The sequence below is a fragment of the Streptomyces sp. NPDC050433 genome (assembly GCF_044458565.1).
In the GTDB taxonomy this organism is placed as follows: Bacteria; Actinomycetota; Actinomycetes; order Streptomycetales; family Streptomycetaceae; genus Streptomyces.
In genome coordinates this window covers 76,434-102,770 of the sequence record NZ_JBITIB010000027.1, presented here as the reverse complement: position 1 = coordinate 102,770, position 26,337 = coordinate 76,434, and the positions used below count along the sequence as shown (strand labels likewise).

The 26,337-nt window shown below is 70.4% G+C and carries 17 protein-coding genes; 4 read left to right on the top strand and 13 right to left on the bottom strand.

The window, feature by feature from the left end; all coding sequences use genetic code 11:
• Positions 1 to 39: 39 nt before the first annotated feature.
• Positions 40 to 4,326, bottom strand: a complete 4,287-nt coding sequence (locus ACIBLA_RS28680; protein WP_399200311.1) for a discoidin domain-containing protein — start codon at positions 4,324 to 4,326, stop codon at positions 40 to 42.
• A gap of 331 nt (positions 4,327 to 4,657) precedes the next feature.
• On the opposite strand from ACIBLA_RS28680, the gene ACIBLA_RS28675 reads away from it, so the two are divergent.
• On the top strand, positions 4,658 to 6,403 hold the full coding sequence (locus ACIBLA_RS28675) for an ATP-binding protein (protein WP_399200310.1): 1,746 nt from the start codon (positions 4,658 to 4,660) through the stop codon (positions 6,401 to 6,403).
• On the top strand, positions 6,400 to 7,080 hold the full coding sequence (locus ACIBLA_RS28670; protein WP_363243565.1) for a response regulator: 681 nt from the start codon (positions 6,400 to 6,402) through the stop codon (positions 7,078 to 7,080). The genes ACIBLA_RS28675 and ACIBLA_RS28670 overlap by 4 nt, the downstream gene beginning before the upstream one ends.
• 13 nt (positions 7,081 to 7,093) lie before the next feature.
• Here ACIBLA_RS28670 and ACIBLA_RS28665 read toward each other — a convergent pair whose 3' ends face one another.
• The 5 genes from ACIBLA_RS28665 to ACIBLA_RS28645 all read right to left on the bottom strand — a co-directional run bounded on the left by ACIBLA_RS28665 (position 7,094) and on the right by ACIBLA_RS28645 (position 13,524).
• Positions 7,094 to 8,710 carry a cation acetate symporter gene (locus ACIBLA_RS28665; protein ID WP_399200308.1) on the bottom strand — a complete coding sequence of 539 codons (1,617 nt, stop codon included), beginning with the start codon at positions 8,708 to 8,710 and terminating at the stop codon, positions 7,094 to 7,096.
• Positions 8,707 to 9,255: a DUF485 domain-containing protein gene (locus tag ACIBLA_RS28660; protein ID WP_363243567.1), complete on the bottom strand. Its 549-nt coding sequence runs from the start codon at positions 9,253 to 9,255 to the stop codon at positions 8,707 to 8,709. Before ACIBLA_RS28660 ends, ACIBLA_RS28665 begins: the two co-directional genes overlap by 4 nt.
• A gap of 98 nt (positions 9,256 to 9,353) precedes the next feature.
• Positions 9,354 to 10,040, bottom strand: a complete 687-nt coding sequence (locus ACIBLA_RS28655; RefSeq protein WP_363243568.1) for a response regulator transcription factor — start codon at positions 10,038 to 10,040, stop codon at positions 9,354 to 9,356.
• Positions 10,037 to 11,257 (bottom strand): sensor histidine kinase, encoded by a 1,221-nt coding sequence (locus ACIBLA_RS28650; protein ID WP_399200307.1) that lies wholly within the window; start codon positions 11,255 to 11,257, stop codon positions 10,037 to 10,039. The genes ACIBLA_RS28655 and ACIBLA_RS28650 overlap by 4 nt, the downstream gene beginning before the upstream one ends.
• A 140-nt stretch (positions 11,258 to 11,397) precedes the next feature.
• Complete coding sequence (locus tag ACIBLA_RS28645; protein ID WP_363243570.1) at positions 11,398 to 13,524, bottom strand: DNA topoisomerase IV subunit B; 2,127 nt, start codon at positions 13,522 to 13,524, stop codon at positions 11,398 to 11,400.
• Between the two features lie 432 nt (positions 13,525 to 13,956).
• On the opposite strand from ACIBLA_RS28645, the gene ACIBLA_RS28640 reads away from it, so the two are divergent.
• A complete protein-coding gene (locus ACIBLA_RS28640) occupies positions 13,957 to 14,187 on the top strand; it encodes a hypothetical protein (protein WP_363243571.1) in 231 nt (76 codons plus the stop codon).
• 120 nt (positions 14,188 to 14,307) lie between these two features.
• Here ACIBLA_RS28640 and ACIBLA_RS28635 read toward each other — a convergent pair whose 3' ends face one another.
• The 7 genes from ACIBLA_RS28635 to ACIBLA_RS28605 form a co-directional block, all read right to left on the bottom strand.
• On the bottom strand, positions 14,308 to 15,156 hold the full coding sequence (locus ACIBLA_RS28635) for a S1 family peptidase (RefSeq protein WP_399200306.1): 849 nt from the start codon (positions 15,154 to 15,156) through the stop codon (positions 14,308 to 14,310).
• A gap of 146 nt (positions 15,157 to 15,302) precedes the next feature.
• Entirely contained in the window at positions 15,303 to 16,850 is a 1,548-nt protein-coding gene (locus tag ACIBLA_RS28630; protein ID WP_363243574.1) for an RNA polymerase sigma factor, read from the bottom strand.
• Between the two features lie 378 nt (positions 16,851 to 17,228).
• On the bottom strand, positions 17,229 to 18,116 hold the full coding sequence (locus tag ACIBLA_RS28625) for a FadR/GntR family transcriptional regulator (protein WP_399200305.1): 888 nt from the start codon (positions 18,114 to 18,116) through the stop codon (positions 17,229 to 17,231).
• Positions 18,117 to 18,275: 159 nt separating this feature from the next.
• Positions 18,276 to 20,021 carry an ATP-binding cassette domain-containing protein gene (locus ACIBLA_RS28620; RefSeq protein WP_399200304.1) on the bottom strand — a complete coding sequence of 582 codons (1,746 nt, stop codon included), beginning with the start codon at positions 20,019 to 20,021 and terminating at the stop codon, positions 18,276 to 18,278.
• A 122-nt stretch (positions 20,022 to 20,143) separates the two neighbouring features.
• Entirely contained in the window at positions 20,144 to 20,908 is a 765-nt protein-coding gene (locus tag ACIBLA_RS28615; protein WP_363243577.1) for an NUDIX domain-containing protein, read from the bottom strand.
• 220 nt (positions 20,909 to 21,128) lie between these two features.
• Positions 21,129 to 22,514, bottom strand: a complete 1,386-nt coding sequence (locus tag ACIBLA_RS28610; protein WP_399200303.1) for a DUF4192 domain-containing protein — start codon at positions 22,512 to 22,514, stop codon at positions 21,129 to 21,131.
• Positions 22,515 to 22,659: 145 nt separating this feature from the next.
• Positions 22,660 to 23,724: an NAD(+)/NADH kinase gene (locus ACIBLA_RS28605; protein ID WP_363243579.1), complete on the bottom strand. Its 1,065-nt coding sequence runs from the start codon at positions 23,722 to 23,724 to the stop codon at positions 22,660 to 22,662.
• 285 nt (positions 23,725 to 24,009) lie between these two features.
• Here ACIBLA_RS28605 and ACIBLA_RS28600 point away from each other — a divergent pair, with 285 nt between their 5' ends.
• Positions 24,010 to 26,181: a RecQ family ATP-dependent DNA helicase gene (locus tag ACIBLA_RS28600; RefSeq protein ID WP_399200302.1), complete on the top strand. Its 2,172-nt coding sequence runs from the start codon at positions 24,010 to 24,012 to the stop codon at positions 26,179 to 26,181.
• The last annotated feature ends 156 nt before the right edge of the window (positions 26,182 to 26,337 follow it).

Below are 26,337 nucleotides of genomic sequence, written 5' to 3'. Positions count from 1 at the left end.
GGAAAGCCCCGGACGGCACCACCGAGGCCTGCCCTGCCTCTACGGGTTGATATGGATCTTGAAGTTGGGCGTGGTGTTCTTCACGTCCAGAGCGTTGCCGCTCATCCTCAGACCGTTGAACGTGACCTCACCGACCGCGGGACCCTGCCCGTCCTCCGGCAGCTCGTTCGCCCACAGCCCGAAGCCCGACTTGGCATCGTAGGCGTCACCGCTCTTCTTCGCACCGGTGATCGAGATGTCGCTGAGGATCGTGTCCTTGATCGGGAACTGCGGTTGTCCTCCCACGTAGTTGGTCTGGAACATGACCCCGCTGTACGTCGGGTCGACGATGTCCACGTTGTTGATCCGGATGCCCTGGAACACCTTGGACGCGGAGAACAGCCAGATACCGGGGAAGGTCTGCGCGCCCCAGAAATGACCGCCGGCTCTGACGATCGACACATTCTCGATCGTCGTGGGCTCGGTCCCGAAGCCGTTCATCGGGTAGCCGAAGTCCAGCGAGCTGACCGTGATGCCCGAGTACACGAGCGTGTCCGCGATATGGATGTTGCGGAAGGTGTTGTTGAAGCCGCCGTAGACGGCCACACCCGCCGCACGCCAGGTCAGGATCGATGTCAGGTTCTCGTAGACGTTGTCCTTCATGTCCGCGCCGCCGGCGTCGATCGCCGAGAAGAGCGCGAAACTGTCGTCTCCCGTGGCGCGAGCCTCGTTGTTGGTCACGAGGTTCCCGGTGCTGCCGTTGGTCATGTTGATGCCGTCGGCGAACATGTTGCGGATACGGGAGTTCTTGATGGTCATGTCATCGGTGTTCGCACCCCAGTAGAGGCACACCATGTGCTCGTTCCAGATGTTGTCGATCTCGATGTCGCGCACATTCGAGAAGTCGAACACCTTGCCCGGACCGTCGATGCGCGAGGTGTAGTTGCCGAAGTACGCGAAGTTCTTGAACGACGAACCCGCGGCGGCGGCCTCGGCCCGGAAGCCGATGTCGGTGTTGTCCTGCGTCGACGGGGCGTGGAACCTGGTGTACCAGGGACCGGCGCCGACCACCTGCACCGCCTTGCCGTACACCTGGAACTTGCTGGCCGTCTGGTAGTCACCGGCGGGCAGGTAGACACCCTTCAGGGTCCCGGTGTTGTCCATCCGGACCCGGTCCAGGGCGTTCTGCACGTCCTGGTGGGTGAATCCGGCCGGGACGGTGTACGTGGCGGGGTCCGGGTTGGCGACCGGCGCGACCTGCTCCAGGTTGATGAAGTCGATCGCGTAGGTGGTGTCGTTGGCCGCGTCCTTCTGCAGCTTGATCTTGCTGCCCGCCGGGACGGTCCTGCCCAGCATCATGTTCGCCTCGTCGTAGATGTGACGGGGCGCGCCCTGGCCCGGCGAATTGCCGGGGCCCGCCTCGGCGCCGTACAGCCAGGCGTACTTGGACGTGAGGTCGATCGCCTTGAGGAAGACGCCGTCCACATAGACGTTGAGCGTGGAGTTCCTGCCACCGCCGCCCGCTGAGTCGGGGATGGAGAAGCGGGTCACCAGGGTGTTGGTGCTGGCCCTGGTGGTGAACTCGACGTACTCGCCGGTGGCGTCGAGGTTGACGGCCCTGCGGCCGGAGGCCTCGCCCGCGATGTCGCCGACGGTCCTGTTGGGACCGACCTTCGTCGCGCCGCCGCCGGCCGTGCCGTCCTCGGCCTCGTACATGTCGAACGGCATGTTCGCGCCGCGGCCGACGAACAGCGACTGGGTGCTGGTGTTGTTCTCGCGCTTGACCGGTACCTCGTTCGCGTCGTCGGCGAGCACCACCTTGACGGTGTACGAGCCGTTGGCGGCGGCCCAGGTGCCCAGCGCGACCGGCGCCGTGGTGGCGCCCGCCGCGATGACTCCGCTGTGCGCGCCGGTGAGGGTCTTCACCGTGGCGCCGTCGGAGTTGAGCACGGTCAGGGTGATGCCGTGGCTGCCGCCCGCGGAGGCGACGGTGCCCTGGTTCTTGACCGAGACGGAGAAGTCGACCGTGTCTCCGGCCGCCGGGGCGGACGGAGAGGTGCCGAGGGTCGCGACGAGGTCGGAGCTGGCGACCGGCTTCACCACCAGCGGGGCGGATGCGGTGAAGGTGTTGTTGGTCTCGTTCTGCTCGATCACCGCGTCCGCCACGTCGGCGACCGCGCTGAGTTCGTAGCTTCCGGCGTCGCGCGGTCCGATCGCGGCGCTGACGTTTGCCGACGCGCCGGGGGCGAGGGTGCCCACCGCCGCCGTGCCGACCTTGGAGTCTCCTAGGCGGAATTCGAGGGAGCTGGCCGCCGCGGCGACCGTGCCGTTGTTGCGTACCGTCGCCGACAGGGTGATCGGGTTCGACTCGACCGGCTCGGCGGGAACCGCGGTCACCGCCGTGACCTGGAGGTCGGGGTTGGGCGCCGGCTCGCCGAGCACCTGGAACTCGGCCACCTGGCCCGCTCCGGCGCCGGTGTTGGAGGTGAACTTGAGCTGGACGTCGGCGACGTTCCCGGAGACCGGGATGGTCACCTGGTTCCCGGAGGCCGGGCTGAACGCGTAGTCCTTCGCGGCGGCCAGGCTGGTGAAGCCCGTGGCGCTCTGCTCGCGCCCCAGCACCTGGATGTTCTGGGTGCGCGGTCCCCAGCTGCTGTCCGGGTTGAGTTTGACGACGACGCTCTCGGTGGAGGCGTTGGCGCCCAGCTTGACGGTCAGCGTGTTCGGGTAACTGCCCCCGGCGCCTTCCCAGTAGGTGGACGTCGAGTTGTCGTTGGCGTTGGCCGCGACGAACGTGTGGATCACGGAGGAGGCGCTGATCGGCTTGCCGACGGCGAGGTTGGAGACCGAGCCGGTGCTGCCGGTGCGTACGACCGTGTTGCTGTTGCCCGACTGGTTGCCCGCCGCGTCCTCGGCCCGTACGAAGTACGAGACCGAAGTGCTTGCCGGCTGGGTGTCGGTGAAGGTCAGGACGTTCCCGGCGACGCTGTCGCGCAGCACGTTGTTGGCGTAGATGTCGTAGCCGGTCACCGCCGTGTTGTCGCTGGACGCCTGCCAGTTGAGCTTGACCTGGGTCGGTGAGGGCGTGGTGTGGGTGAGGCCGGTGGGCGCGGTCGGGGCCTGGGTGTCGCCGCCCGGTGCTTTGCGGGTGACGGTGTTGCTGTTGCCCGACGTGTTGCCTGCCGCGTCCTTGGCTCGTACGTAGTACGAGACGTCGGCGTTGCCGGGCTGGGTGTCGGTGAAGGTCGTGACGTTGCCGGCGACGCTCGTGCGCAGCACGTTGTTGGCGTAGATGTCGTAGCCGGTGACCGCCGTGTCGTCGGTCGACGCCTTCCAGGTCAGCTTGATCTGGCCGGAGGCGGGCTCGGTGTACGCGAGTTCGGTGGGCGCCGTCGGGGCCTGGGTGTCGCCCGTCTCGGGGCCGTAGATCTCCAGCTCGGAGACCTGGGCGCCGGGCTGCCCGGAGTTGGCGGTGACCAGGACCCGTACGTAGCGGGTGGTGGCGGCGTCGAAGGGGATCGTCACCGTGTTACCGGATCCGGGCGCGAACTGGTACGCCTCGGACGCGGTCAGGTCGGTGAAGGCCGTGCCGTCGGTGCTGCCCTGGATCTTGAGGGTCTGGCTCCGGGCCTCCCAGCCGTCGGGCAGTTTCAGTACGACGCTGTTGACGCGGACGGACGAGCCGAGATCGGCCTGGAGCCACTGCGGGAAGGCGCCGTTGCGGCTCTCCCAGTAGCTGCCCTTGTTGCCGTCGTTGGCGTTGGCCGCCGCGTACACCTCGGTGTGGCTGCTCTCGGTGAGCGTCCGGCCGGCGGCGAGGTTCACCGACGCGGCGGCGGCCTTGTGGACCTGGAGTTCGGCGAGCTGGCCGGCGGAGGCGACGGAGTTCTTCGTGATGTGCACGCGGACGTAGCGCGTCCGGGTGGCGGGGAACGAGATGGTGACCTCGTTGGCCTCGCCCGGACTGAAGGTGTACGAGGCGGAGGTCTTCAGGGTGCTGAAACTGCTGCCGTCGGCGCTGCCCTGGACGGCGAGGGTCTGCCGTCTGGTCTCCCACTCCGCGGGGAGCTTCAGCGTGACCTGGTCGATCCGGGCGGCGGAGCCCAGATCGGTCTGGACCCACTGGGGAAGGCTCTTGCCGGAGCCCTGCCAGTACGTCGACCGGTCGCCGTCCGCGACCATCCGGGCGGAGTGGTCGCGCTTCGCGCTGCTCGCCGCCGCGGCGGCGCCCGCGGCGATGTTGGGACCGTCGGCCGCCGAAGCGGTGAGCGACGGCCAGCCGACCATCAGGAGACTGGTGGTGACGGCGGCGGAGAGCACCCGCCATCTCCAGCGGTGAGATCTCATGTATCCCCGATCTTCGGCCTCGGCGCGGGGGCGGCGAGGCGCGGCTCTGTCTGCATGGATGGGGCGACAAGCATTTTCTGCACTGCTGAACAGGGTCTTTTGCGTTGTGCGGTCAGAGAGTTGCAGAGAAATGCCAGAGCGTCCACTGGTCGGACAGAACAAGGTCGGCCGTTCTCTGGCTCGAAAACACTCAAGCCGGGCCCACAGCCCGCTAGCGGTCAGCTTTCCGGTGGCCTGCCGCGACACCGCAAGTCGCTCGCAAATCACGTAAACCATTTGCGTAATTCTGGAAATTTCAGAAAGGCATTGGCGCCGTCTACCGTTCGTACACATGAGCGCCGGATCGACGACCCTCCATCGACGACGGCGATTCGGCTGGCCACGGCGCGTCTTCTCCCAGGTGCTGCTGATGCAGCTGGCGATCGCCGCGGGCACCGCCGTGCTCGCCACCGGACTGTTCCTCCGGCCGCTGAGCGACCAGCTCGACGACCAGGCGATGCGCAGGGCGCTCGCGATCGCCGAGACGACCGCGTCCGAGCCGGTGGCCCGCTCGCTGCTGGCGTCGCGGCCCTCGGTCGACGGACCGGTGCAGAAGGAGGCCGAACGCATCAGGCGGGCCACCGGCGCCGAGTATGTCGTGATCATGGACAGACGTGGGGTCCGCTGGTCGCACACCGACACCGACGAGATCGGCAGAGTCGTCTCCACCGACCCCAGCGCGGCCATCGCCGGCAAGGACGTCATGGAGATCGACAGCGGCACCCTCGGCCGCTCGGCGCGCGGCAAGGTACCGCTGCGTGACACCTCGGGGAAGATCATCGGCGCCGTCTCGGTGGGCATCGCGTACGACAGCGTCCGCGAGCGCCTGCTGGGGACGATCCCCGGACTGCTCGCGTACGCGGGCGGCGCACTGGCCGTCGGCGCGCTGGCCGCGTATGTGATCTCCAGACGTCTCCAGCGCCAGACCCACGACCTGGCGTTCTCCGACATCTCGGCGCTGCTCGCGGAGCGTGAGGCGATGCTGCACAGCCTGCGCGAGGGAGTGATCGCCCTCGACGGAGCAGGGCGGATCCGGTTGATGAACGACGAGGCGCAGCGGCTGCTCGGCCTCGGGCCCGAGGCCACAGGGCAACCGCTCGACGTGGTGCTGGGCCCCGGCCGTACCACCGACGTGCTGGCGGGCCGGGTGGCAGGCGACGATCTGCTGGCCGTGAGCGGAGGCCGGGTGCTGATCGCCAACCGGATGCCGACCGACGACGGCGGCGCGGTCGCCACACTCCGTGACCGTACGGAGCTGGAACAGCTGGGCCGGGAGCTGGACGCCACCCGCGGACTCATCGACGCGCTCCGCGCACAGGACCATGAGCACGCCAACCGGATGCACACGCTGATGGGGCTGCTGGAGCTGGAGATGCACGAGGAGGCGGTGGAGTTCGTGACCGAGGTCGTCGGGGTGCACCGGGCCACCGCCGAGCAGGTCACCGAGCGGATCCACGACCCGCTGCCGGCCGCCCTGCTGGTCGGCAAGGCCACCGTCGCCGCCGAGCGCGGCGTCTCGCTGCGTATCTCCCCCGCCACTCTGCTGCCCGACCGGCTCGTCGACCCGCAGGGGCTGGTCACGGTGCTCGGCAATCTCGTGGACAACGCGCTGGACGCGGCGGCCGGCTCCGAGGACCCGCGCATCGAGGTGGAGGTACGGGCCGAGGGCCGTACGGTCGTCCTGCGGATCTCCGACAGCGGCCCCGGAGTCCCGGCCGAACAACGCGAACTGGTCTTCACCGAGGGCTGGACGACAAAGGACCTGCCCGCCCACGGCAGACGCGGACTGGGCCTCGCGTTGGTGCGCAGGCTCGCCGAGCGTCAGGGTGGCAGTGCGCGCGTCGCCGAATCCCCCGACGGGGGCGCGGAGTTCACCGTCGTACTGCCCGAGGCGCTGGCCGAGACGGCGGACGCGGGGGCGGGGGCGGGGGCGGACGAAGCAGCCGACGCGGCGGCAGGTGGGGCGGCGGGCTCAGCGCCGCCGGACGGTCTCATGCGTGATCCGGCGGGGCCTGTCAGCACAGGAGAGGCACGATGATCGACGTACTGGTCGTGGACGACGACATCCGGGTCGCCGACATCAACACCGCGTATGTGGCGAAGGTGGCCGGCTTCCGGGTCGTCGCCAAGGCGCACTCGGGGGCGGAGGCGCTGACCCTGCTCACCGAGCGGCCCGTCGACCTGATCCTTCTCGACCACTATCTGCCCGACCGCAACGGGCTCTCGGTGGTACGGGAACTGCGCGGGCTCGGCCACCGGACCGACGTGATCATGGTGACCGCCGCGCGCGACGTGGCCACCGTCCAGTCGGCGATGCGCCACGGGGCACTCCAGTACCTGGTCAAGCCGTTCAGCTTCGCCGGGCTGCGCACCAAGCTGGAGGCGTACGCGACGCTGCGCCGCACGCTGGAGAGCGGCGGCGAGGCCGAACAGGCCGACGTGGACCGGATGTTCGGCGCGCTGTCGGCGTCGGCCACGCCGCCCCAGCTGCCCAAGGGTCACTCGCCGAGCACGGCCGAGGTGGTACGGCAGGTGCTGCTCGGCGCCGAAGGGCCCCTCTCCGCGAACGAGATCGCCGAGAGCGCGGGCATGAGCCGGCAGACGGCGCAGCGCTATCTCAAACTGCTGGAGCGGGCGGGGCGGGTACGGCTCAGCCTCCGGTACGGCGAGACGGGCCGCCCCGAGCACCGGTACGCGTGGGCGACGAGCGGCTGAGCCGAACTCCCGCTCAGACCGCGCCCGCTCCGGTGAGTGAACGCACCTCGCACTCCGCGTGCTTGGCCTCGTCCGCGCGTTCGCCGGACAGGACCGTACCGATCCAGCCCGCCAGGAAGCCGAGCGGGATGGAGACCAGGCCCGGATTCTGGAGTGGGAAGACCTGGAAGTCCAGGCTCGGGAAGATCGCTTCGGGGCTTCCGGAGACGACCGGTGAGAACACCACCAGCAGGACGGCCGGCACCAGCCCTCCGTACACGGACCAGACCGCTCCGCGCGTGGTGAAGTTCCGCCAGAACAGCGAGTAGAGCAGCACCGGCAGATTGGCCGACGCGGCGACGGCGAACGCGAGACCGACCAGGAAGGCCACGTTGAGATCGCGGGCGAGCAGCCCGAGCACGATGGCCACGGCGCCGATACCGGCCGCCGCGAGCCTGGCCACGGCGACCTCGCCGCGCGGCTTGGCGTGCTGCTTGGCGCGTGGTCTGGTACGGGGCCGCTTGAGCGAGGCGTAGAGGTCGTGGGCGACGGCGGCCGACGAGGCGAGGGTGATGCCGGCGACGACGGCGAGGATCGTCGCGAAGGCGACCGCCGCGACGACGGCGAAGAGAACCGTTCCACCGGTGGAACCCGCGCCGCCGCCCAGATCGAGCGCGAGCAGCGGCACCGCCGTGTTCCCCGCCGCGCTCGACGCGCGCACCTCGTCGGTGCCGACGACGGCCGCGGCGCCGAAGCCGAGCACGATCGTCATCAGGTAGAAGCCGCCGATCAGCCCGATGGACCAGACGACCGAGCGGCGGGCCGCGCGGGCGGTCGGCACGGTGTAGAAGCGGGAGAGGATGTGCGGGAGTCCGGCCGTACCGAGCACCAGGGCGAGCCCCAGGCTGATGAAGTCGAAGCGCGCGGTCCAGCCCCCGCCGTAGGCGAGACCGGGCGACAGGAACTCCTTGCCGTGGCCGCTGCGTTCGGCCGCGGTCGTGAGCAGCGCGCCCAGGTCGCCGTGGAAACGGAGCAGTACGAGCACGGTCAGCGCGACCGTACCGGCCATCAGCAGCACGGCCTTGACGATCTGGATCCAGGTGGTGGCCCGCATCCCGCCGAGCGTCACATATACGACCATGAGCGCGCCGACGCCGATCACCGTCCACGAGCGCGCCGCCTCGCTCGTGCCGCCCAGCAGCAGGGCGACCAGACTGCCCGCCCCGACCATCTGCGCCACCAGATAGAAAACGGACACGGCGACCGAGGACGTTCCCGCCGCGATCCTGACGGGGCGCTCCCGCATCCGCGCGGCGACGACGTCGGCCAGGGTGAACCGGCCGCAGTTGCGGACGAGTTCGGCCACCAGGAGCAGGACGACGAGCCAGGCGACGAGGAAGCCGACGGAGTAGAGCATGCCGTCGTAGCCGAAGAGGGCGATGAGGCCGGAGATACCGAGGAAGGAGGCGGCCGACATGTAGTCGCCGGCGATGGCGAAACCGTTCTCCATGGGCGAGAAGAGGCGCCCGCCCGTGTAGAACTCCTCCGCCGAGCCGTGCCGGTGGCGGCTCACCCAGGTGGTCATGCCGAGGGTGACGGCGACGAACGCGCTGAACAGCAGTAGCGCCAGGGTCTGATGATCGCCGCTCATCGCCGCCGCTCCCCTGCCCGCGTAAGTGTCCGCGTACGCGTCCGGTCGAAGACGCTCCAGCGCAGATCGAGCGCGTCCCGGTCCCGGTGCAACCGAGCATGGCGCGCGTACGCCCAGGTCAGCAGGAAGGTGCTGAGGAACTGGCCGAGCCCGGCGACCATCGCCACGTTCACGGCCCCCGCCACCGGGCGGGCCATCAGACCGGGCGCGGTGGTCGCGGCGACGACGTACGCGAGATACCAGAGCAGGAAGGCGAGGGTGGCCGGGACGACGAACCGGCGGTAGCGGCGGCGTACTTCCTGGAAGGCGGCGCTTTGCCGGACCTCCAGATAGATGTCGGCCGCGCCGGGCAGCGCTCCGTCCTCCGTGGCCGCGCCGACCCCGGCGGGGGTCGCGGCCGTGGCGCCGGCGGCGACCGTGGCGGGTGCGACGGGTGTCGTCGGTGTGCCCGTACCGTCCAGTTCGCCCCAGCCGGAGGCCAGGGCGTCGTACCAGGGGTCGTCGGTCCGCACTGCCGCGGCATCGCGCCCGTCCTGCTTCTCCACCGGTCAACTCTCCTTGTCAGCGGGCCCTTTCGGCGGCTGCCCCAAGGATGGGCGGAACGGGGAGATCCCGGACTCTTCTCCCTCTCGACTTCACCCCATCAGGTGATGTTTGTGCCGGGTGGCTGGATGAGGCCGTGCTGATAGGCGTAGCGCACCGCCTGCGCCCGGTCGCGCACTCCGGACTTGGCGAAGATGTTGTTGATGTGGGTCTTCACCGTGGCCGCCCCGATGTGCAGGCGCCGGGCGATCTCGTGGTTGGAGAGCCCTTCGGCGACCAGGGACAGCACCTCGGTCTCACGGGCGGTGAGCCCGTCGGGAACCGCCTCGCGCTCCGGTACGGCGGCGACCGCGCTGACCCGTTCCAGCAGCCGCCGCTGCACCGAGGGGGCGAGTCCGGCGTCCCCGGCCATCACGTCCTGGACGGCCCTGACGATCTCGTCACCGCCCGCGTCCTTGGTCAGATAGCCGCGCGCACCCGCCCGCAGGGCGGGGAACAGCGAGTCGTCGTCGGCGTAGGTGGTGAGCACCACGACCTGGGTCGCCGGATACCGCTCGCGGATACGGCGGGTCGCCTCGACCCCGTCGCAGCGCGGCATGCGCAGGTCCATCAGGACGACATCGGGGGCGAGTTCACCGACGAGGGCCACGGCCTCCTCGCCGTCCCTCGCGGCGCCGACGACCTCGATGCCGGGCAGCAGCCCGAGCAGCATGACGATGCCCTCGCGGACCACGGCCTGGTCGTCGGCCACGATCACGCGCGCCGTCGCGGGTACGGGGGCCGTCATGCGGGCACTCGCAGGCGCACGGTGAAGCCCTTCCCCTCGGACCGGTCCCGCGGTCCGCCGCCGTACGGACTCCCGTCCGCCCCGGCGCCGCCTTCCACGGAGGCCGCCGGCCCGGCCTCCAAGGTGCCGCCGAGCAGTTCGGCGCGCTCCCGCATCCCCAGGAGACCGTACCCGGAGCCGGAGGCGCCGAGTTCGGTGCCGGGCGCGTCCGCGCCCTCGTCCCGAACCTCCAGGGTCACCGCGTCCTCCCCGTACTCCAGTCGCATCGTCACGGCCGCGCCGGGCGCGTGCTTGCGGGCGTTCGTGACCGCCTCCTGCGCCACGCGCCGTACCGCCTGAGAGGCGTCGACGGGCAGCAGCCGCGGCTCCCCCACGACCTCGGTCCGCACCCCGTCGACCGCCAGCTCCCGCAGATAGTCCTCGACGGGCGCCAGTTGGCCCCGGAGCGCGTAGAGCGCCTGCCGCGTCTCGGCCAGGCCCTGGCGCGCCATGCTCCGCGCCTCCACCACGCGGCGCAGCACCTGGTCGGGGTCGTAGCCGCCCTCGATCTGGAGTCTGGCCGCCTCCAGGTGCACGAGCTGGGCCGAGAGGCTGTGGGCCAGGACGTCATGGATCTCGCGGGCGATCCTGGCGCGCTCGGCCAGCGCCGCCGACTCGGTCTCGGCGGCCCGCGCGGCGCGCTCCTGCGCGAGCAGCCGGAACCCGGCGCCGCGCGACTGGGCGTCGAGCCGCAGCGTGTAGCCGCCGAGCAGGACGGCGCCCATGGTCACCACCGTGTCCAGGGGCTTCCCGATGTCCGACAGCAAGGTGACCACGAACAGCACCGCCCAGACACCGGCGGCCGGCGCCAGCGGCAGTCTGTCCAGGGCGACGACGGCGGTCAGGACCCAGAGCAGCACGGCCGTCGCCTCGGCCCCCGCCGCGTACGCGCCGCCTCCCAGCAGCGCGGTCGCGAGGAGCAGCCCCAGCGAGGGAAGCAGCCGCCGCTGCACGGTCCATCGCCGGAAGGCCGCCAGGGCCGCCGCGAAGCAGAGGAGGCCCAGTACGGGCAGTGCCGTCCACCAGCCTTGGAAGACCTTCGCGTGGTAGGCGGTCATGAGGAGCGCGACGGCCAGCCCGCTCCACAGCGCGACGTCCAGCAACATCCTGACGGGCGGCACCCCCACCCGCGTCAGCGCCTCTTTGCTGGGCCACGCGGTCCCCGCACCGATCGGCATTCGAAGCCCTCTCTCTCGGCTTCGAATGCTACGGAGCGCGACGGCCTGCGGAATCCTCTCCGGGGTGGAGCGTCGTACGGCGCCGGGCTCCACCCATGGGTGGAGCCCGGTGGACCTTTTCGGCTCCGGTCGGGCCTCGGTCAGACGTCGATCCTGGCGCGGTCCAGCGTGGCAGCCGAGCTGGTGATGAACTCCTTGCGCGGCGCGACCTCGTTGCCCATGAGCAGATCGAAGACCTGCTCGGACGATTCGAGGTCCCCGATGTTGATCCGCCGCAGTGTGCGGTGGCGCGGGTCCATCGTGGTCTCGGCGAGCTGGTCGGCGTCCATCTCGCCGAGGCCCTTGTAGCGCTGGATGGAGTCCTTGTAGCGCACGTTCTTGCGCTGGAACTCCAGGAGTGTCTGCCGCAGTTCGTTGTCCGAGTACGTGTAGACGTACTTGTCCTGGCCCTTCTTGGGCTGCACCAGCTCCACCCGGTGCAGCGGCGGGACCGCGGCGAAGACCCGGCCCGCCTCCACCATCGGGCGCATGTAGCGCTGGAACAGCGTCAGCAGCAGACAGCGGATGTGGGCCCCGTCGACATCGGCGTCGACCAGCAGCACGATCTTGCCGTAGCGGGCGGTGTCGATGTCGAACGTCCGGCCCGAACCAGCCCCTATGACCTGGATGATCGCACCGCACTCGGCGTTCTTCAGCATGTCCGAGACGGACGACTTCTGGACGTTGAGGATCTTGCCTCGGATCGGCAGAAGCGCCTGGAACTCGCTGTTGCGGGCGAGCTTGGCCGTACCGAGCGCGGAGTCGCCCTCGACGATGAACAGCTCGCTGCGCTCCACGTCGTCACTGCGGCAGTCGGCGAGCTTGGCGGGCAGCGAGGAGGTCTCCAGCGCCGTCTTCCTGCGCTGCGCCTCCTTGTGCTGACGGGCGGCGATACGTGTACGGGCCGCGGCGACGGCCTTCTCCAGCACCGCGCGGGCCTGCGCCTTGGCGTCGCGCTTGGTCGACGTCAGGAACTCCTTGAGTTCCTTGGAGACGACGTTCGCGACGATCCGGTTGGCCGCCGACGTCCCCAGGATCTCCTTGGTCTGCCCCTCGAACTGCGGCTCGGCGAGACGGACGGTGACCACGGCCGTGAGCCCTTCCAGGGCGTCGTCCTTGACGACGTCGTCCTCGGCGACGCGCAGGAGCTTCGCCGAGCGCAGCGCCTCGTTGACCGTCTTGGTCACCGCCCGCTCGAAGCCGGTCATGTGCGTGCCGCCCTTGGGGGTGGCGATGATGTTGACGTAGGAGCGCATCGTGGTGTCGTACCCGGTGCCCCAGCGCAGCGCGATGTCGACGCCCAGCTCGCGGGTGACCTCGGTGGGGGTCATGTGCCCGCGGTCGTCCAGGACGGGCACGGTCTCCTTGAAGACGCCCTGCCCCGTCAGCCGCAGCACGTCGCAGACGGCCTTGTCCTGCGCCAGGTACTCGCAGTACTCGCTGATCCCGCCGTCGTACCGGAACGTCTCCTCGACCGTGCCGTCGCCCTCGCTCTCGCCGGCTCCCCGCTCGTCGCGCACGACGATGGTCAGGCCGGGGACGAGGAAGGCGGTCTGGCGGGCCCGCTGGTGCAGCGTCTCCAGCGACAGCCTGGCGTCCTTGAGGAAGATCTGCCGGTCGGCCCAGTAGCGGGTCCGGGTGCCGGTGCGCGTCTTGGGCACCCGCTTGCCCTTGAGCAGGCCGTTCGCCGGGTCGAAGGGGGCGTCGGGGCCCGATTCCGTGAAGATGCCGGGGACGCCGCGGCGGAAGCTGATCGTGTGCGTGGCGCTGTTGCGGTCGACCTCGATGTCCAGCCGGGAGGAGAGCGCGTTGACGACGGAGGCGCCCACGCCGTGCAGACCGCCGGAGGCCGCGTACGAGCCGCCGCCGAACTTTCCGCCCGCGTGCAGCTTCGTCATCACGACCTCGATGCCGGAGAGGCCGGTCTTGGGCTCGACGTCGACGGGGATGCCCCGGCCGTTGTCCTTGACCTCGACCGAGCCGTCCTCGTGGAGGGTGACGTCGATCCGGTCGCAGTAACCGCCCAGGGCCTCGTCGACGGAGTTGTCGATGATCTCCCAGAGGCAGTGCATCAGGCCGCGGCTGTCGGTCGACCCGATGTACATGCCGGGTCGTTTCCGGACCGCTTCGAGCCCCTCAAGGACGAGCAGGTGCCGCGCGGTGTAGTTGGAACCGTCACGGTCTGCTGTCAGCAGCGCACTGGACGGCACGGACGTATCGGCGGTCACGCGGTTCGCTCCTCGCTGAATTTGAAATCTGGCCCGGTGGGTAAGGGCCCGGCATCGGTCGCCGCTCAGAGGGTACAGAGGCCTGGTAGAGCCGTTGTAGCGCCACCCTATTGAATTCTCATGCTAACCGAGGCTCGCATGGGTGTTCGATCCCTCGATGGAGTGAAGCACACATCACGTTCCCTTCCAGGCATGAACCATTTAGGCTCCGGGCACGTCCTCATCAACAACCGGCAAGCCGGCCGGGGAGGATCGACCCTGACAAGCAACGCGAAACCGTAAAGCGAAGCAATACGGCTCATTCGCCGCCAACCGGCAGCAGACAGCCACCTCGGGAAGAAGTTTCGAGGAAAGGCCGCGAGCGGGAACGTTTTCGGCCTGGTTGGATGTTGACCCTGGTACGACAGCTCGTCGAGCTAGAGAAGAGGCGACGTGACTACTGTTCTGACCCCCGCGAGCCCGCTGACGGCCGCTGACCGCTGCGACCGCTGCGGCGCCCAGGCATATCTGCGCGTCGTCCTGACCAGCGGTGGTGAACTGCTCTTCTGCGCCCACCACGGACGCAAGTTCGAGCCGGAACTCAAGAAGATCGCCGCGGAAATACAGGATGAGACCGACCGACTGACGGCCGTACCGGCCGGCGCCGGTGAAGAGGAACGCTGATACCTCGCATCCACGACGAGCCAAGGGCCGATCCAGGACCGGCCGACGGGCCGCCACCCCAGCAATCGGGGAGGCGGCCCGTTCTCGTTGTCCGCGTGCCTTACGGCCCGCGCGGCCTTCTCAGCCCGTGCTGCGCGTCTCGGTGGCCGCGGCCACCTGCTCGACCGCCGACGTGATCCGCGTATAGACCCCCGGACTCCCGGCACGCCCGCAGCCACTGCCCCACGAGACCAGCCCGATGAGCCGCCCACGGGCCACCAGCGGCCCGCCGCTGTCGCCCTGGCAGGCGTCGTGCCCACCGTCGGGGTCGCCGGCGCAGAGCATCGTGGAAGCCGCGTAGCGGCCCCCTGAGCCCCCCGGATAGGCCCGCTCGCACTCGGAGTCCGCCAGGACCGTCACAGGGGCTGAGCGCAGCGAGGAGGCGTACTTGCCCTGGCCGGTGGTGTCGCCCCAGCCGTACACCTTCGCCGCGGTGCCCGGAGCCAGGGCCTCGGTGCCGGGATCGGCCGGCCGGATGGCGTACCGCGCGGGCAGCGCCTGCGCCAGCGTCAGCACCGCGAGGTCGGAGGCGTGGGTCGTCGGCTCGTACGCCGGATCGATCCGTACGGAACCGACCCGGACCTCCTTGCCGCCCTTCCCGCGCAGCTCCTCCCGGCCCGTGATGACGCGCAGATCGGTCACGTCCTCGGGTTTCACCCCGAGTACGTCGCGGCCCATGCAGTGCGCGGCCGTGAGCACCTTGGTCGGTGCCACGACCACGCCGCCGCAGAACTGACCCGCGCGGGTGTCCCCGAAGCGCTCACGACTGGAGAGGGCCACGACCCAGGGACTCTCCGCGGCCGGCGCCGGCTCCCCGCCGACGACCACCCGGTCCGCGGCCGCCGGCACGGGGGACACGAGCGGCAGCACCGCCCCCGTGGCGATCGTGGCCAGTCCTCCCATGAGCACTCGGGCAATAGGGCGACGCATAACTGGCTCCTGACTCTCCGGTGACTCCTACTGACCCAGAGTCACCCATTGAGCCGACAAACGCATCCCCGCAACGCCTGAGGGCCCGCATCCCGGTCGGGATCGCGGGCCCTCAGGAGGGGCTGTGCCGTGGACGGGGATCCGGTCTAGTCCAGGTAGTCGCGCAGAACCTGCGAACGCGACGGGTGGCGGAGCTTGGACATCGTCTTGGACTCGATCTGACGAATGCGCTCGCGCGTCACGCCGTACACCTTGCCGATCTCGTCCAGCGTCTTGGGCTGGCCGTCGGTGAGACCGAAGCGCATGGAGACGACGCCGGCCTCGCGCTCGGAGAGCGTGTCGAGCACCGAGTGCAGCTGCTCCTGGAGAAGCGTGAAGCTGACCGCGTCGGCCGGGACGACCGCCTCGGAGTCCTCGATGAGGTCACCGAACTCGCTGTCCCCGTCCTCGCCCAGCGGGGTGTGCAGCGAAATCGGCTCGCGACCGTACTTCTGGACCTCGATGACCTTCTCAGGGGTCATGTCGAGCTCCTTGGCCAGCTCCTCCGGGGTGGGCTCACGGCCCAGGTCCTGGAGCATCTGGCGCTGCACGCGCGCGAGCTTGTTGATGACCTCGACCATGTGCACCGGGATACGGATGGTGCGGGCCTGGTCGGCCATGGCGCGGGTGATCGCCTGACGGATCCACCACGTGGCGTACGTGGAGAACTTGTAGCCCTTGGTGTAGTCGAACTTCTCGACCGCGCGGATCAGACCGAGGTTGCCCTCCTGGATCAGGTCCAGGAAGAGCATGCCGCGGCCGGTGTAGCGCTTGGCCAGCGAGACCACCAGGCGGAGGTTGGCCTCCAGCAGGTGGTTCTTGGCGCGGCGCCCGTCCTCGGCGATGATCTCCAGCTCGCGCTTGAGCTTGGGGGCGAGCTTGTCGGCGTTGGCGAGCTTGTCCTCGGCGAACAAGCCGGCCTCGATGCGCTTGGCGAGTTCGACCTCCTGCTCGGCGTTGAGGAGCGGGACCTTGCCGATCTGCTTGAGGTAGTCCTTGACCGGGTCGGCGGTGGCACCCGCGACGGCGACCTGCTGGGCCGGCGCGTCGTCCTCGTCGTCGTCGGAGAGGACGAAGCCCTTGTTCTCGCCCTCGGTCTCCTCCTCCTCGCCCTTGCCGGCTTGGACCTCCTCGGCCGCCTCCTCGCCCTCGGCGGCCTCGTCGGCGTCCTTCTTGCCGGCGGTCTTCTTCGCGGCGACCTTCTTGACGGCGGTCTTCTTGGCCGCCGCCTTCTTGGCCACGGTCTTCTTCGCCGCCGTCTTCTTGGCGGGCGCCGCCGTCTCGTCGGCGGGAGTCTCGACGGTCTCGGCGGCCGGGGCGGCGGTGGCCGCGACGGTCTTCGTATGAACGGTCTTGGCGGCGACTGTCTTGGTGGCGGTGCGCTTCGCCGGGCTCTTCGCAGCGACGCTCTTGCGGGCGCGCTTCGGCGACTCCGCAGCACTGACCATCAGCGTCACACCCTCTTCCTCAAGGATCTGATTGAGGCTGCGCAGAACATTCTTCCACTGGGTTGGCGGAATCTGGTCAGCCTCGAAGGCCCGACGCACGTCGTCGCCGGCGATCTGCCCATCAGCCTTTCCCCGCTCGATGAGCGCCATCACAGACTCGGACTCGGCGATCTCCGGCGGGAGCGTACGGGATGTGCTGGCCGACACGAACAACCTCTCGGAACGATGGAAACGGCTTCCGGCTCCCCCCAGGATCGGGGCGGAACCGACGACCGTCGACTGGGGATGTGCCGACGGCGCGGGCTTGACCTCGGAGCTCGATACAGCGCCACTCCTTGTGGCGCTATTCCCTCCGTGGCTGTCACCTCTTAGGTCATCGCCCTGCCTCGTGGAGTGTTACGCCCAATCCACGTGGCCCGAGTCACACCTCATTTGCGGCAAAGCGGGCGGAAGGTTTTTATCGCGCATTCGTGCCGCCGGGCCCTGGGGTCCGGCGGCACGTGACGCGTACGCCCCGTCCGTCCCTGACCTTCGTCTTTCCTGCTCGGCACCGCGGGACCGGGGGTCTGTACCCCGGTGGCGCCCTCAGTGCTCGCGGGGCGCCGGAACGACCCGTTCTACTTCCGGGTGGGCCATCAGAAGCTGCCGCATGGCGGATTCGGCGGCCTGCGCGTCGCCGGCCGCCAGGGCCTCGACGATCCGCGCGTGGTGCGCCAGCGAGGCGTCGGTGGGACGGTCACAGCCGGTGACGGGGCCGCCGGAGACCTGGAGGGCCGCCGAGACGATCCCCGAAAGGTGCTCCAGCATCCGGTTGCCGGCGAGCTGGATCAGCAGGGAGTGGAATTCGGCGTCGGCGCGGGAGAACGTGATCGAGTCGCCCTGGGCGATGGCGTGCCCCATGATCTCGACCATGTCGGCCAGCCGCTGCTGGACGTCCTCACGGCCGTGACCGACGGCGAGGCGCGCGGCGAGGGGTTCGATCGTCCAGCGCAGCTCGGTCAGCTCGCGGCGCTGGTCGTCACGTTGCGGGCCGAACGCCCGCCATTCGATGATGTCGGCGTCCAGCAGATTCCAGTCGCTGACCGGCCGGACGCGGGTGCCGACATTGGGGCGGGCGCTGACGAGGCCCTTGGCCTCAAGGACGCGCAGCGACTCGCGGACCACCGTGCGGGAGACCTCGAAACGCTGTCCGATCTCCTCCGGTACGAGCGGCCGGTCGGCGCCCAGGTCGCCGGAGACGATCATCTGGCCGAGCTGCTGGACGAGTTGGCCGTGCAGTCCACGGCCCCGGCTGCCCGCCGAGCGCCGGCCAACCCGGCCCAACTCGTTGTCCGCGCCGTCCCAGGCGGGTGCGGGAATGCGGTCGGCGCCGGGTGCTTCCGTGTAGGGGTAGCGGTCGATTCCGCCCGGGGCCGCGAGGCCGGAGTCGACGGAGCGGGCGGCGGTCATCATGGTGTGCGCAAGGGTACTCACGCATCCTTTGTCGGCTCCCCTCGTCGGCCCCTTGAGGTCTTTGGTGAAAAGCACACGAAAGGGTGATCGGCGCCCGCCCTTCGATTGACGACTTATCGTAAGGAAGCGGGCGCAATCAGGGAGTTATGGGCATGTGCGACAGCAGCGGTCGCCCGGCGATCACCAACGGGCCCTGCGGCGAAGGCTCGTGAACAGATACGCGCAGAGCAGGGCGGACAACGACAGCGTCAGCGCCGCCCCGACGGGCTGCGCGAGGACCCGACCCGTCGCCACCAGCCAGCGGTCGGCGGCCTCCGGCCATTGCGGCCAGGCCAGTTCGCGCAATCTGGCCGGCAGTCCGACGATCGAACGCGCGGACGGAACAGCGAGCCCCTTCTGCAGGAGGGGGACGACGACGACCGGTACGGCGAGTACGGCGGCGACCCCGGCGCCGGTGACCCGGAAGATACCGGCGCCCAACAGGCCCGCCCAGGCGCAGCCGACGGTCAGTCCCGCCCAACTGACCACGAGCGCGGGCCAGTCCGGGGGCACCGCGTCCGTTCCGCCGCCGTAGACCAGTCTCATCGCCAGCGAGTCGGCGGCGACGGTGAGGGCCGCGAGGAGCAGGGCCGCCGCGCCGGTGACGGTGAGTTTGGCCAGCAGCAGGCCGATTCGGCGCGGGACGGTGCCCCGGCCGGCGGCGAGCGCGGGGTAGCGGTACTCGTCGCCGAAAGCGCAAGCGCCCAGCAGACCGGCACCGAGAGCGGCGGGCGGCAGCGGGAGGAATCCGGGCCAGGCCGCGAGGAGGCCGGGCAGCGGGGTGTTGCCGGTACGGGCGAGCGGCAGGGTCAGGGCGACGGAGGCGACCAGGACGGAGACGGCGACCAGCCAGGGGGTCCGTACACCGAGGAAACGGCGGAGCTCGTAGCGGAACGGGCGCAGGGGGCTGCGCACGGGCCGCACGGGCAGCGGAGGCGGCAGGAGGTCGGCGTCGGGTGCCGCGGGTGCCTGTCGTGCCGCGGAGGGCGGTGACGGGGCCACGGGGGGCGTCGGGCCGGTGTCTCCGGTCTCGTCGGCGAGTTGGTGGACGAGGATGCCGTGCCGGAAGGCCGTCTCGCCCAACTCGGCGCAGCTGCTGCCGAAGACGGTCAGCCGCCCGCCCGCCTCGGTGACGACCTCGACGGAGCGGCGCTCCGCGCGCGCCTCGCGGTTCACGGCGTCGGCGAGGCGGGCCGCGTGCGGGGTGCGGATGACGACGCGCGGGCGCAGCCGGGTACGAGCGAAGTCGGCGGCGTCCTGGTCCGCGACGAGGCGGCCCTCATGGACGCTGACGACGCGATCGGCGTTGCGGGCCGCCTCTTTGGGATCACTGGTGGTGTAGAGAACAGTGCCGCCGTGCGCCGCGTGTGCCCGGAGCAGTCCGTGGAGCCAGGTGTTCTCGTGGGGCGAGAGTCCGGCGGCGGGTTCGTCGAGCACGAGGGTGTGCGGGTCGCCCAACAGGGCGGCGGCGAGGCCGAGTCTGCGGTCCATGCCGCGGGAGAGGGTGCCGAGCGGTTCGTCGCGCAGGGCGCCGATGCCGACCAGGTCGAGCAGGGCGTCGGCACGCGCGGCGGGCACGCCCGCGGCGGCGCAGAGCATGCGGAGCTGTCCCCTGGCGGTACGCGCGGGGTGCCCCGGCACATCGCCGAGCAGGACGCCCACCTCGCGGGCGGGGTGGGCGATGCGGTGCAGCGGCCGGCCGCGGAAGTAGGCGATTCCCCGGCCGGATTCGAGTTCGAGCATCAGCCTCAGGGCGGTGCTCTTGCCGGCACCCTCGGCACCGAGCAGCGCGGTGACGCCGCCGGTCCGGGCCTCGAAGGTCAGATCGTCCACGGCGGGCGGGAGATCGCGGTGGGGGTTGCTGGTGAGTCCGATGGCCTGGAGCATCGCTTCTCTCGCGGGGAGGTGAGACCGCTCGGCGGCAGTATGAGTACCGCAGCAAGATAACGCGACATGTCCGGCTTGTGGCGTAGGGCTGTGATGACGGGTGTCTGGGCGGCGGACAGGGCCTATACCTCGGGGCGCAGCATCGGCGGGTTGAGGATCGTGGCCCCGCCCGCCCGGAACAACTGGGCCGGCCGGCCGCCCTGCCGTGTCGTGGTGCCGCCGGACGGCACGAGGAAGCCAGGGGTGCCGGTGACCTTGCGGTGGAAGTTGCGGGGGTCGAGCGCGACGCCCCACACCGCCTCGTACACCCGGCGCAGCTCGCCGACCGTGAACTCCGGCGGGCAGAAGGCCGTGGCCAGGGACGAGTACTCGATCTTGGAACGGGCCCGCTCCACCCCGTCCCCGAGGATGCGCGCGTGGTCGAACGCGAGCGGCGCGGGCTGTTCACCGTCCCGGCCGAAGCCGCCCTCGTAGTCGAGCAGCGCGTCCACCGGGGCCCAGCGGGCGCTGTGGGCGTCACCGCCCGCGCGGGGCGCGGGGAGATCGGGCGCGAGGGCGAGATGAGCCACGCTGACGACCCTCATCCGCGGGTCCCGTGCGGGGTCGCCGTACGTCGCGAGCTGTTCGAGATGGGCACCGTTCGCGGTGGCGGGCGACGCCGGGTCGTGCGCGCACAGCCCCGTCTCCTCGACCAGCTCGCGCGCCGCCGCCGCACCAAGATCCTCGTCGCCCTTGACGAAGCCGCCGGGCAGCGCCCAGCGCCCCTGGAAGGGAGCCTCACCGCGCCGCACGACCAGCGCGCACAGGGCGTGGCGGCGCACGGTGAGCACGACCAGGTCGACGGTGACAGCGAACGCGGGGTAAGCCGACGGGTCGTAGGGCGACATGCCGGTGATCTTAGTCGTCTGCCTGACGATAAACAGCCGTTCCGCTCAGGTCCGCCGACATCTTCGCCACCCCGTTTCCCGGTCCCCACCGTGCTCGAACCTGGTGGCCGCCCACTCGGCCATTCGGCTGCCGGAAGGGCGCGGGAGCCACCACCGCACGGCCCGCCGGTGGGTGAGGCACGCTGTCACGCCCCCTCGGCCTGCACGGGCCGCGCCCCTCTCACTTGCCGCTCTTGGTCCCCCGTTGCCCACTACGGCCCGTGGCCCGACCCCGCGTCGCGGGCGGACCGGGACGGAGCCTCGGTGACGGCACCGTCCTGGGCGTCGCCTTCTTGATCGTCGCTTTCCTCACCACCCTCTTCCTCATCGACTTCCTCATCGACTTCTTGGTCTGCTTCGCCGTGGACTGCCGCACCTGGCACGGCTGTTGCCTCCCGGCGGCGACCCTCTCGCCGCGCATACAGCGCCGAAGGGTCTCCGGGTCCAGCCCCTCGTTGAATGCCTGGTGGAGGAGTTGGGCGAAGGTGTACGTGGGGTCCAGACGCAGGGCCAGTCCCAGCGCGACCCGGGCCGTCGGTTCGTCTCCGGAGGACCAGGCGACCCAGCCGGCCAGGGTGAGCGGGGCGACCGCGTGCTCGGCGTAGGAACCGACGCAGCGACGGGCCAGGGCCCGCCAGAGCCGTAGCGCCGGCTCGGCGTCGGGGCCTTCCATCCACTGTGCCGCCCGGTCGCGGGTCTCCCGGTCCTGCAGGCCGATGATGACCGCCGCCGCCTCTTCGTCGGCGATGAGCCGGTCGTCTGCGGCGTCGGTGCCGCCGTCGGCCCCTTCGATGCCCCACCCGCCCTCCTCCCGGCGCGGCGGCGCGGGCGCCGCCTGTGCCAGACGGTCCATCAGATCGCGGGCGGCGCGAAGCGTCGACACACCGACCTGCTCGCGATTACCCCCGCCCAGAATCCTCGGCACCAGCGCCCCCGCCGCCTCGTCCAGCGCCTGTTCCTGCTTGGCCGCCCGCTCGGCGGAACCATGCCAGGGCTCCAGCCGTGCCTCCATCTCCCGCAGGGATCCACGCACTTGGATCCCCGCGTAGGCGGAAGCCGCAGCCATCACGGAGGTACCGGGCAGGGCCAGCGGAGTGCCTTCGGGCGGGCAGCAGCGCGTGTCCGGGCAGCAGTAGGACCAGAAACGGCCGTCGGAAATGCAGAGCACCTCGTGCACGGGAATGTCGAGGCGGCCGAACCCCGTGCGGATCAGCTGCGCGAGCGGCTGCAGGCGGTCACGTACACCGCGGCCCGTGGCACCGTCCCCCGGATCCTGGCAGAGGAAGGCGACGATCCCCTCCGGACGGGATCCGCGCCGCTCGCTCCCCTCCACCAGGCACGCGGCCAACTGCACGGAGACGGGCTCCCATTCACGTGGCGAGCGCGGGATGCCGAGCCTCAGCCGCCCGCCGAAGCGGCCCTCGTCGCCGTGCAGCGCGACGAGCACCACCGAGTCGGAAGGATGGAAGCCCATCAGAAAGGGCAGGGCATCGGCGAGTTCGGCGGGGCTGCGCAGGGTGACCTGCTGAGCGTCGGCGGAACGGGTCGGTTCGCTGTGCTTGTTCATGCCTCGACGGTCCCGTGGAATCAAAAATCCCGCGACCCCTGTGGATAACGTTATCCACAGGTCATTTCCGGCCAGTGCGCGCTGAATCGACCGGGACCAGCCGCGGGTTCCGGAGGATTTCGGCGCGGGGTACCGGGGCGGGGGTTCAACGGGCCGCCGAAGGGGGTGGCAGACGCATCTCCGCCAGGTCGGGCGGAATGGGGGTGTCGGGGCGGAAGAACGGCGCGGCTTCTCCGTCGGTCGCGGTGGCGGGTGCGTCGGCGAGACGGAAACGGTCACGCAACCGGCCATAGAAGTCGGTCGGGTGCAGACGGATGAGCCGCACCCGGTGCGGAGCGCGGAAGACGCCGATCCAGTCCCCAGGATCGAGGACCCCGCTCAACTGGCCGTCGATACTGACCGCTGCCTGGCCCGAGTGCGGAAGCACGCGCAGGGCGACGGGTTCGTCCGGCGCCGCCACGACGCTGCGGTTGAAGGGCATGTGCGGGGCGATCGGGGTGAAGACGACCGCGTCCATGTGCGGGGAGAGGACGGGCCCGCCGGCCGCGAAGCTGTAGGCGGTGGACCCGGTGGGGGTGGCCACGGCGAGGGCGTCGGCCGCGTAGGAGGCGAGCAGACTTCCCGCCAGGTAGACGCCGACGGCGACTTGATGGTCGCGGGCGAGTTTCTCCAGGACGATGTCGTTCAGGGCGATCACGTCCAGGGCCAGGCCCCAGCCCTCCCCTTCGGTCGTCGCGGGTCTGATCCGTGGTGAGGGCAGGGCGGGGCCCCAGCCGTAGCGGAGCAGGGCCTCCATCTCCTCCGGGATCTCCAGAGCCCGCGAGGCGCGCATGGTCAGCGTCATTCGTTCCTCGACGACCGCATCTCCGCGGTGGACTGCCTCCAGCGCCCGCGTCACATCGTCTGCGGGCACCTCGGTGAGGAAGCCGACCTTGCCCAGGTCCACGCCAAGAACCCGCGCACCACTGTTGACCGCGATCCGCGCCCCGCGGAGAAAGGTGCCGTCCCCGCCGAGCGTCACCACGAGGTCCGGATCGCCGGCGGCTTCGGCTTCCTCACGGCTGCCGCGACGGTGCTGGTCCTTCGCCCAGACATCGATCTCGGTGCAGCGGATGCGGTGCGCCTCGCACCAGGCGTGCACCGCGCGGGCGACGTCCAGGGCGGCGTGGCGCCCCTGGTGGACGACCAGTCCGACGCGTCGTACAGGCATGACAACCTCCGGATCCACGCGACCTCATGGAGCGGTGGCGACGGGTGTCCGCTCCACCGGGCGGCGGCCCCGGATGATCGGTGAGACAGCGTTGCCCACAAACTAACCGTCGGCGGCGGCGAGATCCGGGAGCAGCGCGACGGTTTCGGCCCGCCCGCCTCGGTGGCGACGGCACGTAGCGCCTCGAAGGCGCGAGAACCCGCCGTGCGGGGCTGTGGGCGCAGGTTGTCCACAGGTTGGCTCCGGCATTCGCGCTTTGTCCGGGGCATCAGGTTGCATGGGGACATGACCCACGCAGAACGCGCAGCTCTCCGGGCCTCGGCCGACTCCGTCCTCGCCCGCCTTGTCGGTGACGCCACCGGCGCTGCCCGCCTGCGCGAGGACCAGTGGCGGGCCATCGAGGCGCTCGTCGCCGACAAGCGCAGAGCGCTGGTCGTGCAGCGGACGGGGTGGGGCAAGTCCGCCGTGTATTTCGTCGCGACGTCCCTGCTCCGTGGGCAGGGCAGCGGCCCGACCGTGATCGTCTCCCCGCTGCTGGCACTGATGCGCAACCAGGTGGAGGCGGCGGCCCGCGCCGGGATCAGCGCGCGCACGATCAATTCGTCCAACTCCGAGGAGTGGGAGACGATTCAGGCCGAGGTGGCGGCCGGCGAAATCGACGTCCTTCTGGTCAGCCCCGAGCGGCTCAACAATCCCGACTTCCGCGACCAGGTCCTGCCCGCCCTGTCGGCGGCCACCGGTCTGCTGGTGGTGGACGAGGCCCACTGCATCTCCGACTGGGGCCACGACTTCCGCCCCGACTACCGCCGGCTGCGTACGATGCTCGCCGAACTGCCGTCCGGCGTCCCCGTGCTGGCCACCACCGCCACGGCCAACGCGCGGGTGACGGCCGACGTCGCCGAGCAGTTGGGCACGGGAGCCGGCACGGACGCGCTCGTGCTGCGCGGCGCGCTGGACAGGGAGAGTCTGAGTCTCAATGTGCTCAGGCTCCCGGACGCCGCGCACCGGCTGGCCTGGCTCGCCGATCATCTGGTCGACCTTCCGGGCTCCGGGATCATCTACACCCTGACCGTTGCGGCGGCCGAGGAAGTCACGGCCTATCTGCGCCAGTGCGGTCACACCGTCACGTCGTACACCGGCCGTACGGAGAACGCGGACCGGCAGCAGGCCGAGGAGGATCTGCTGGCCAACCGCGTCAAGGCGCTGGTCGCCACGTCCGCGCTGGGCATGGGGTTCGACAAGCCCGACCTCGGCTTTGTCGTCCATCTCGGATCCCCCTCCTCCCCCATCGCCTACTACCAGCAGGTGGGCCGCGCCGGGCGCGGAGTCGAGCACGCCGAGGTGCTGCTGCTGCCCGGCAGGGAGGACGAAGCCATCTGGCAGTACTTCGCGTCGGTCGCCTTCCCGCCCGAGGAGCTGGTCCGGCGCACGCTCGACGTCCTGGCGCACGCGGACCGGCCCCTCTCACTGCCCGCCCTCGAACCGCTGGTCGAGCTGCGGCGCACGCGGCTGGAGACGATGCTCAAGGTGCTCGATGTGGACGGCGCGGTGCACCGGGTCAAGGGCGGCTGGACCAGCACCGGACAGCCCTGGGTGTACGACGCGGAGCGGTACGCGTGGGTGGCCCGCCAGCGGCAGAGCGAACAGCAGGCCATGCGGGACTACGCGACGACGACGGCCTGCCGGATGGAGTTCCTGCGCCTCCAGCTGGACGACGAGGAGGCCGCACCGTGCGGACGGTGTGACAACTGCGCGGGGGCGCGGTTCACGGACAAGGTCTCCGGCGGTGCCCTGGACGCCGCCCGCGGCGAGTTGGGCAGGCCCGGCGTGGACGTGGAGCCGCGCAAGATGTGGCCGACCGGCCTGACCGCCGTGGGCATCGACCTGAAGGGGCGTGTTCCCGCCGGTGAGCGCAGCCTCCCGGGCCGTGCGCTCGGCCGGCTCTCGGACATCGGATGGGGCAACAGGTTGCGCCCGATGCTGGCGCCGGGGTCACCGGACGGCCCCGTGCCCGACGACGTGGTGAACGCCGTGGTGAGCGTCCTCGCCGACTGGGCGAAGGGGCCCGGCGGTTGGGCGTCGGGGCTGGACGACGCGCCACCGCGCCCGGTGGGTGTCGTGACCGTCGCCTCACGGAGCAAGCCGCAGCTTGTGGGATCACTGGGCGGCCGGATCTCGGAGGTGGGCCGGCTGCCGCTGCTGGGCACGGTCGAGTACGCGCCGGGCGCCGAGGGAGCCCATATCTCCCGCACCAACAGCGCCCAGCGGGTACGTGCTCTTCACGAAGCGTTCACCGTGTCACCGGAGTTGGCCCGGGCCCTGACTTCGGCGGCGGGTCCCGTCCTGCTCGTCGACGACCTCTCGGACACCGGCTGGACATTGGCCGTGGCCACACGGCTGCTGCGCAGGGCAGGAGCCGAGGGAGTGTTCCCGCTGGTCCTGGCCGTTCAGACGTGACCACGTATCGGAGGGGCCTCGAATGGGCAGGATCACGTCAGGGATATGAGCACCATTCCCTCACATTCCGGTCAGCGGCACCAATTGCTCGTTGCCGCCCGCCCAAGTGCCCGCAAGAATTGGAGATGCCCCCCGCACGGTCGGACCGTTCGCGGT

Bases quoted from the DNA above. Each gene is read 5' to 3' on its own strand.
- ACIBLA_RS28680 (WP_399200311.1), bottom strand. From the start codon at position 4,326: ATGAGATCTCACCGCTGGAGATGGCGGGTGCTCTCCGCCGCCGTCACC.
- ACIBLA_RS28675 (WP_399200310.1), top strand. From the start codon at position 4,658: ATGAGCGCCGGATCGACGACCCTCCATCGACGACGGCGATTCGGCTGG.
- ACIBLA_RS28670 (WP_363243565.1), top strand. From the start codon at position 6,400: ATGATCGACGTACTGGTCGTGGACGACGACATCCGGGTCGCCGACATC.
- ACIBLA_RS28665 (WP_399200308.1), bottom strand. From the start codon at position 8,710: ATGAGCGGCGATCATCAGACCCTGGCGCTACTGCTGTTCAGCGCGTTC.
- ACIBLA_RS28655 (WP_363243568.1), bottom strand. From the start codon at position 10,040: ATGACGGCCCCCGTACCCGCGACGGCGCGCGTGATCGTGGCCGACGAC.
- ACIBLA_RS28650 (WP_399200307.1), bottom strand. From the start codon at position 11,257: ATGCCGATCGGTGCGGGGACCGCGTGGCCCAGCAAAGAGGCGCTGACG.
- ACIBLA_RS28635 (WP_399200306.1), bottom strand. From the start codon at position 15,156: ATGCGTCGCCCTATTGCCCGAGTGCTCATGGGAGGACTGGCCACGATC.
- ACIBLA_RS28620 (WP_399200304.1), bottom strand. From the start codon at position 20,021: ATGCTCCAGGCCATCGGACTCACCAGCAACCCCCACCGCGATCTCCCG.
- ACIBLA_RS28615 (WP_363243577.1), bottom strand. From the start codon at position 20,908: ATGTCGCCCTACGACCCGTCGGCTTACCCCGCGTTCGCTGTCACCGTC.
- ACIBLA_RS28610 (WP_399200303.1), bottom strand. From the start codon at position 22,514: ATGAACAAGCACAGCGAACCGACCCGTTCCGCCGACGCTCAGCAGGTC.
- ACIBLA_RS28605 (WP_363243579.1), bottom strand. From the start codon at position 23,724: ATGCCTGTACGACGCGTCGGACTGGTCGTCCACCAGGGGCGCCACGCC.
- ACIBLA_RS28600 (WP_399200302.1), top strand. From the start codon at position 24,010: ATGACCCACGCAGAACGCGCAGCTCTCCGGGCCTCGGCCGACTCCGTC.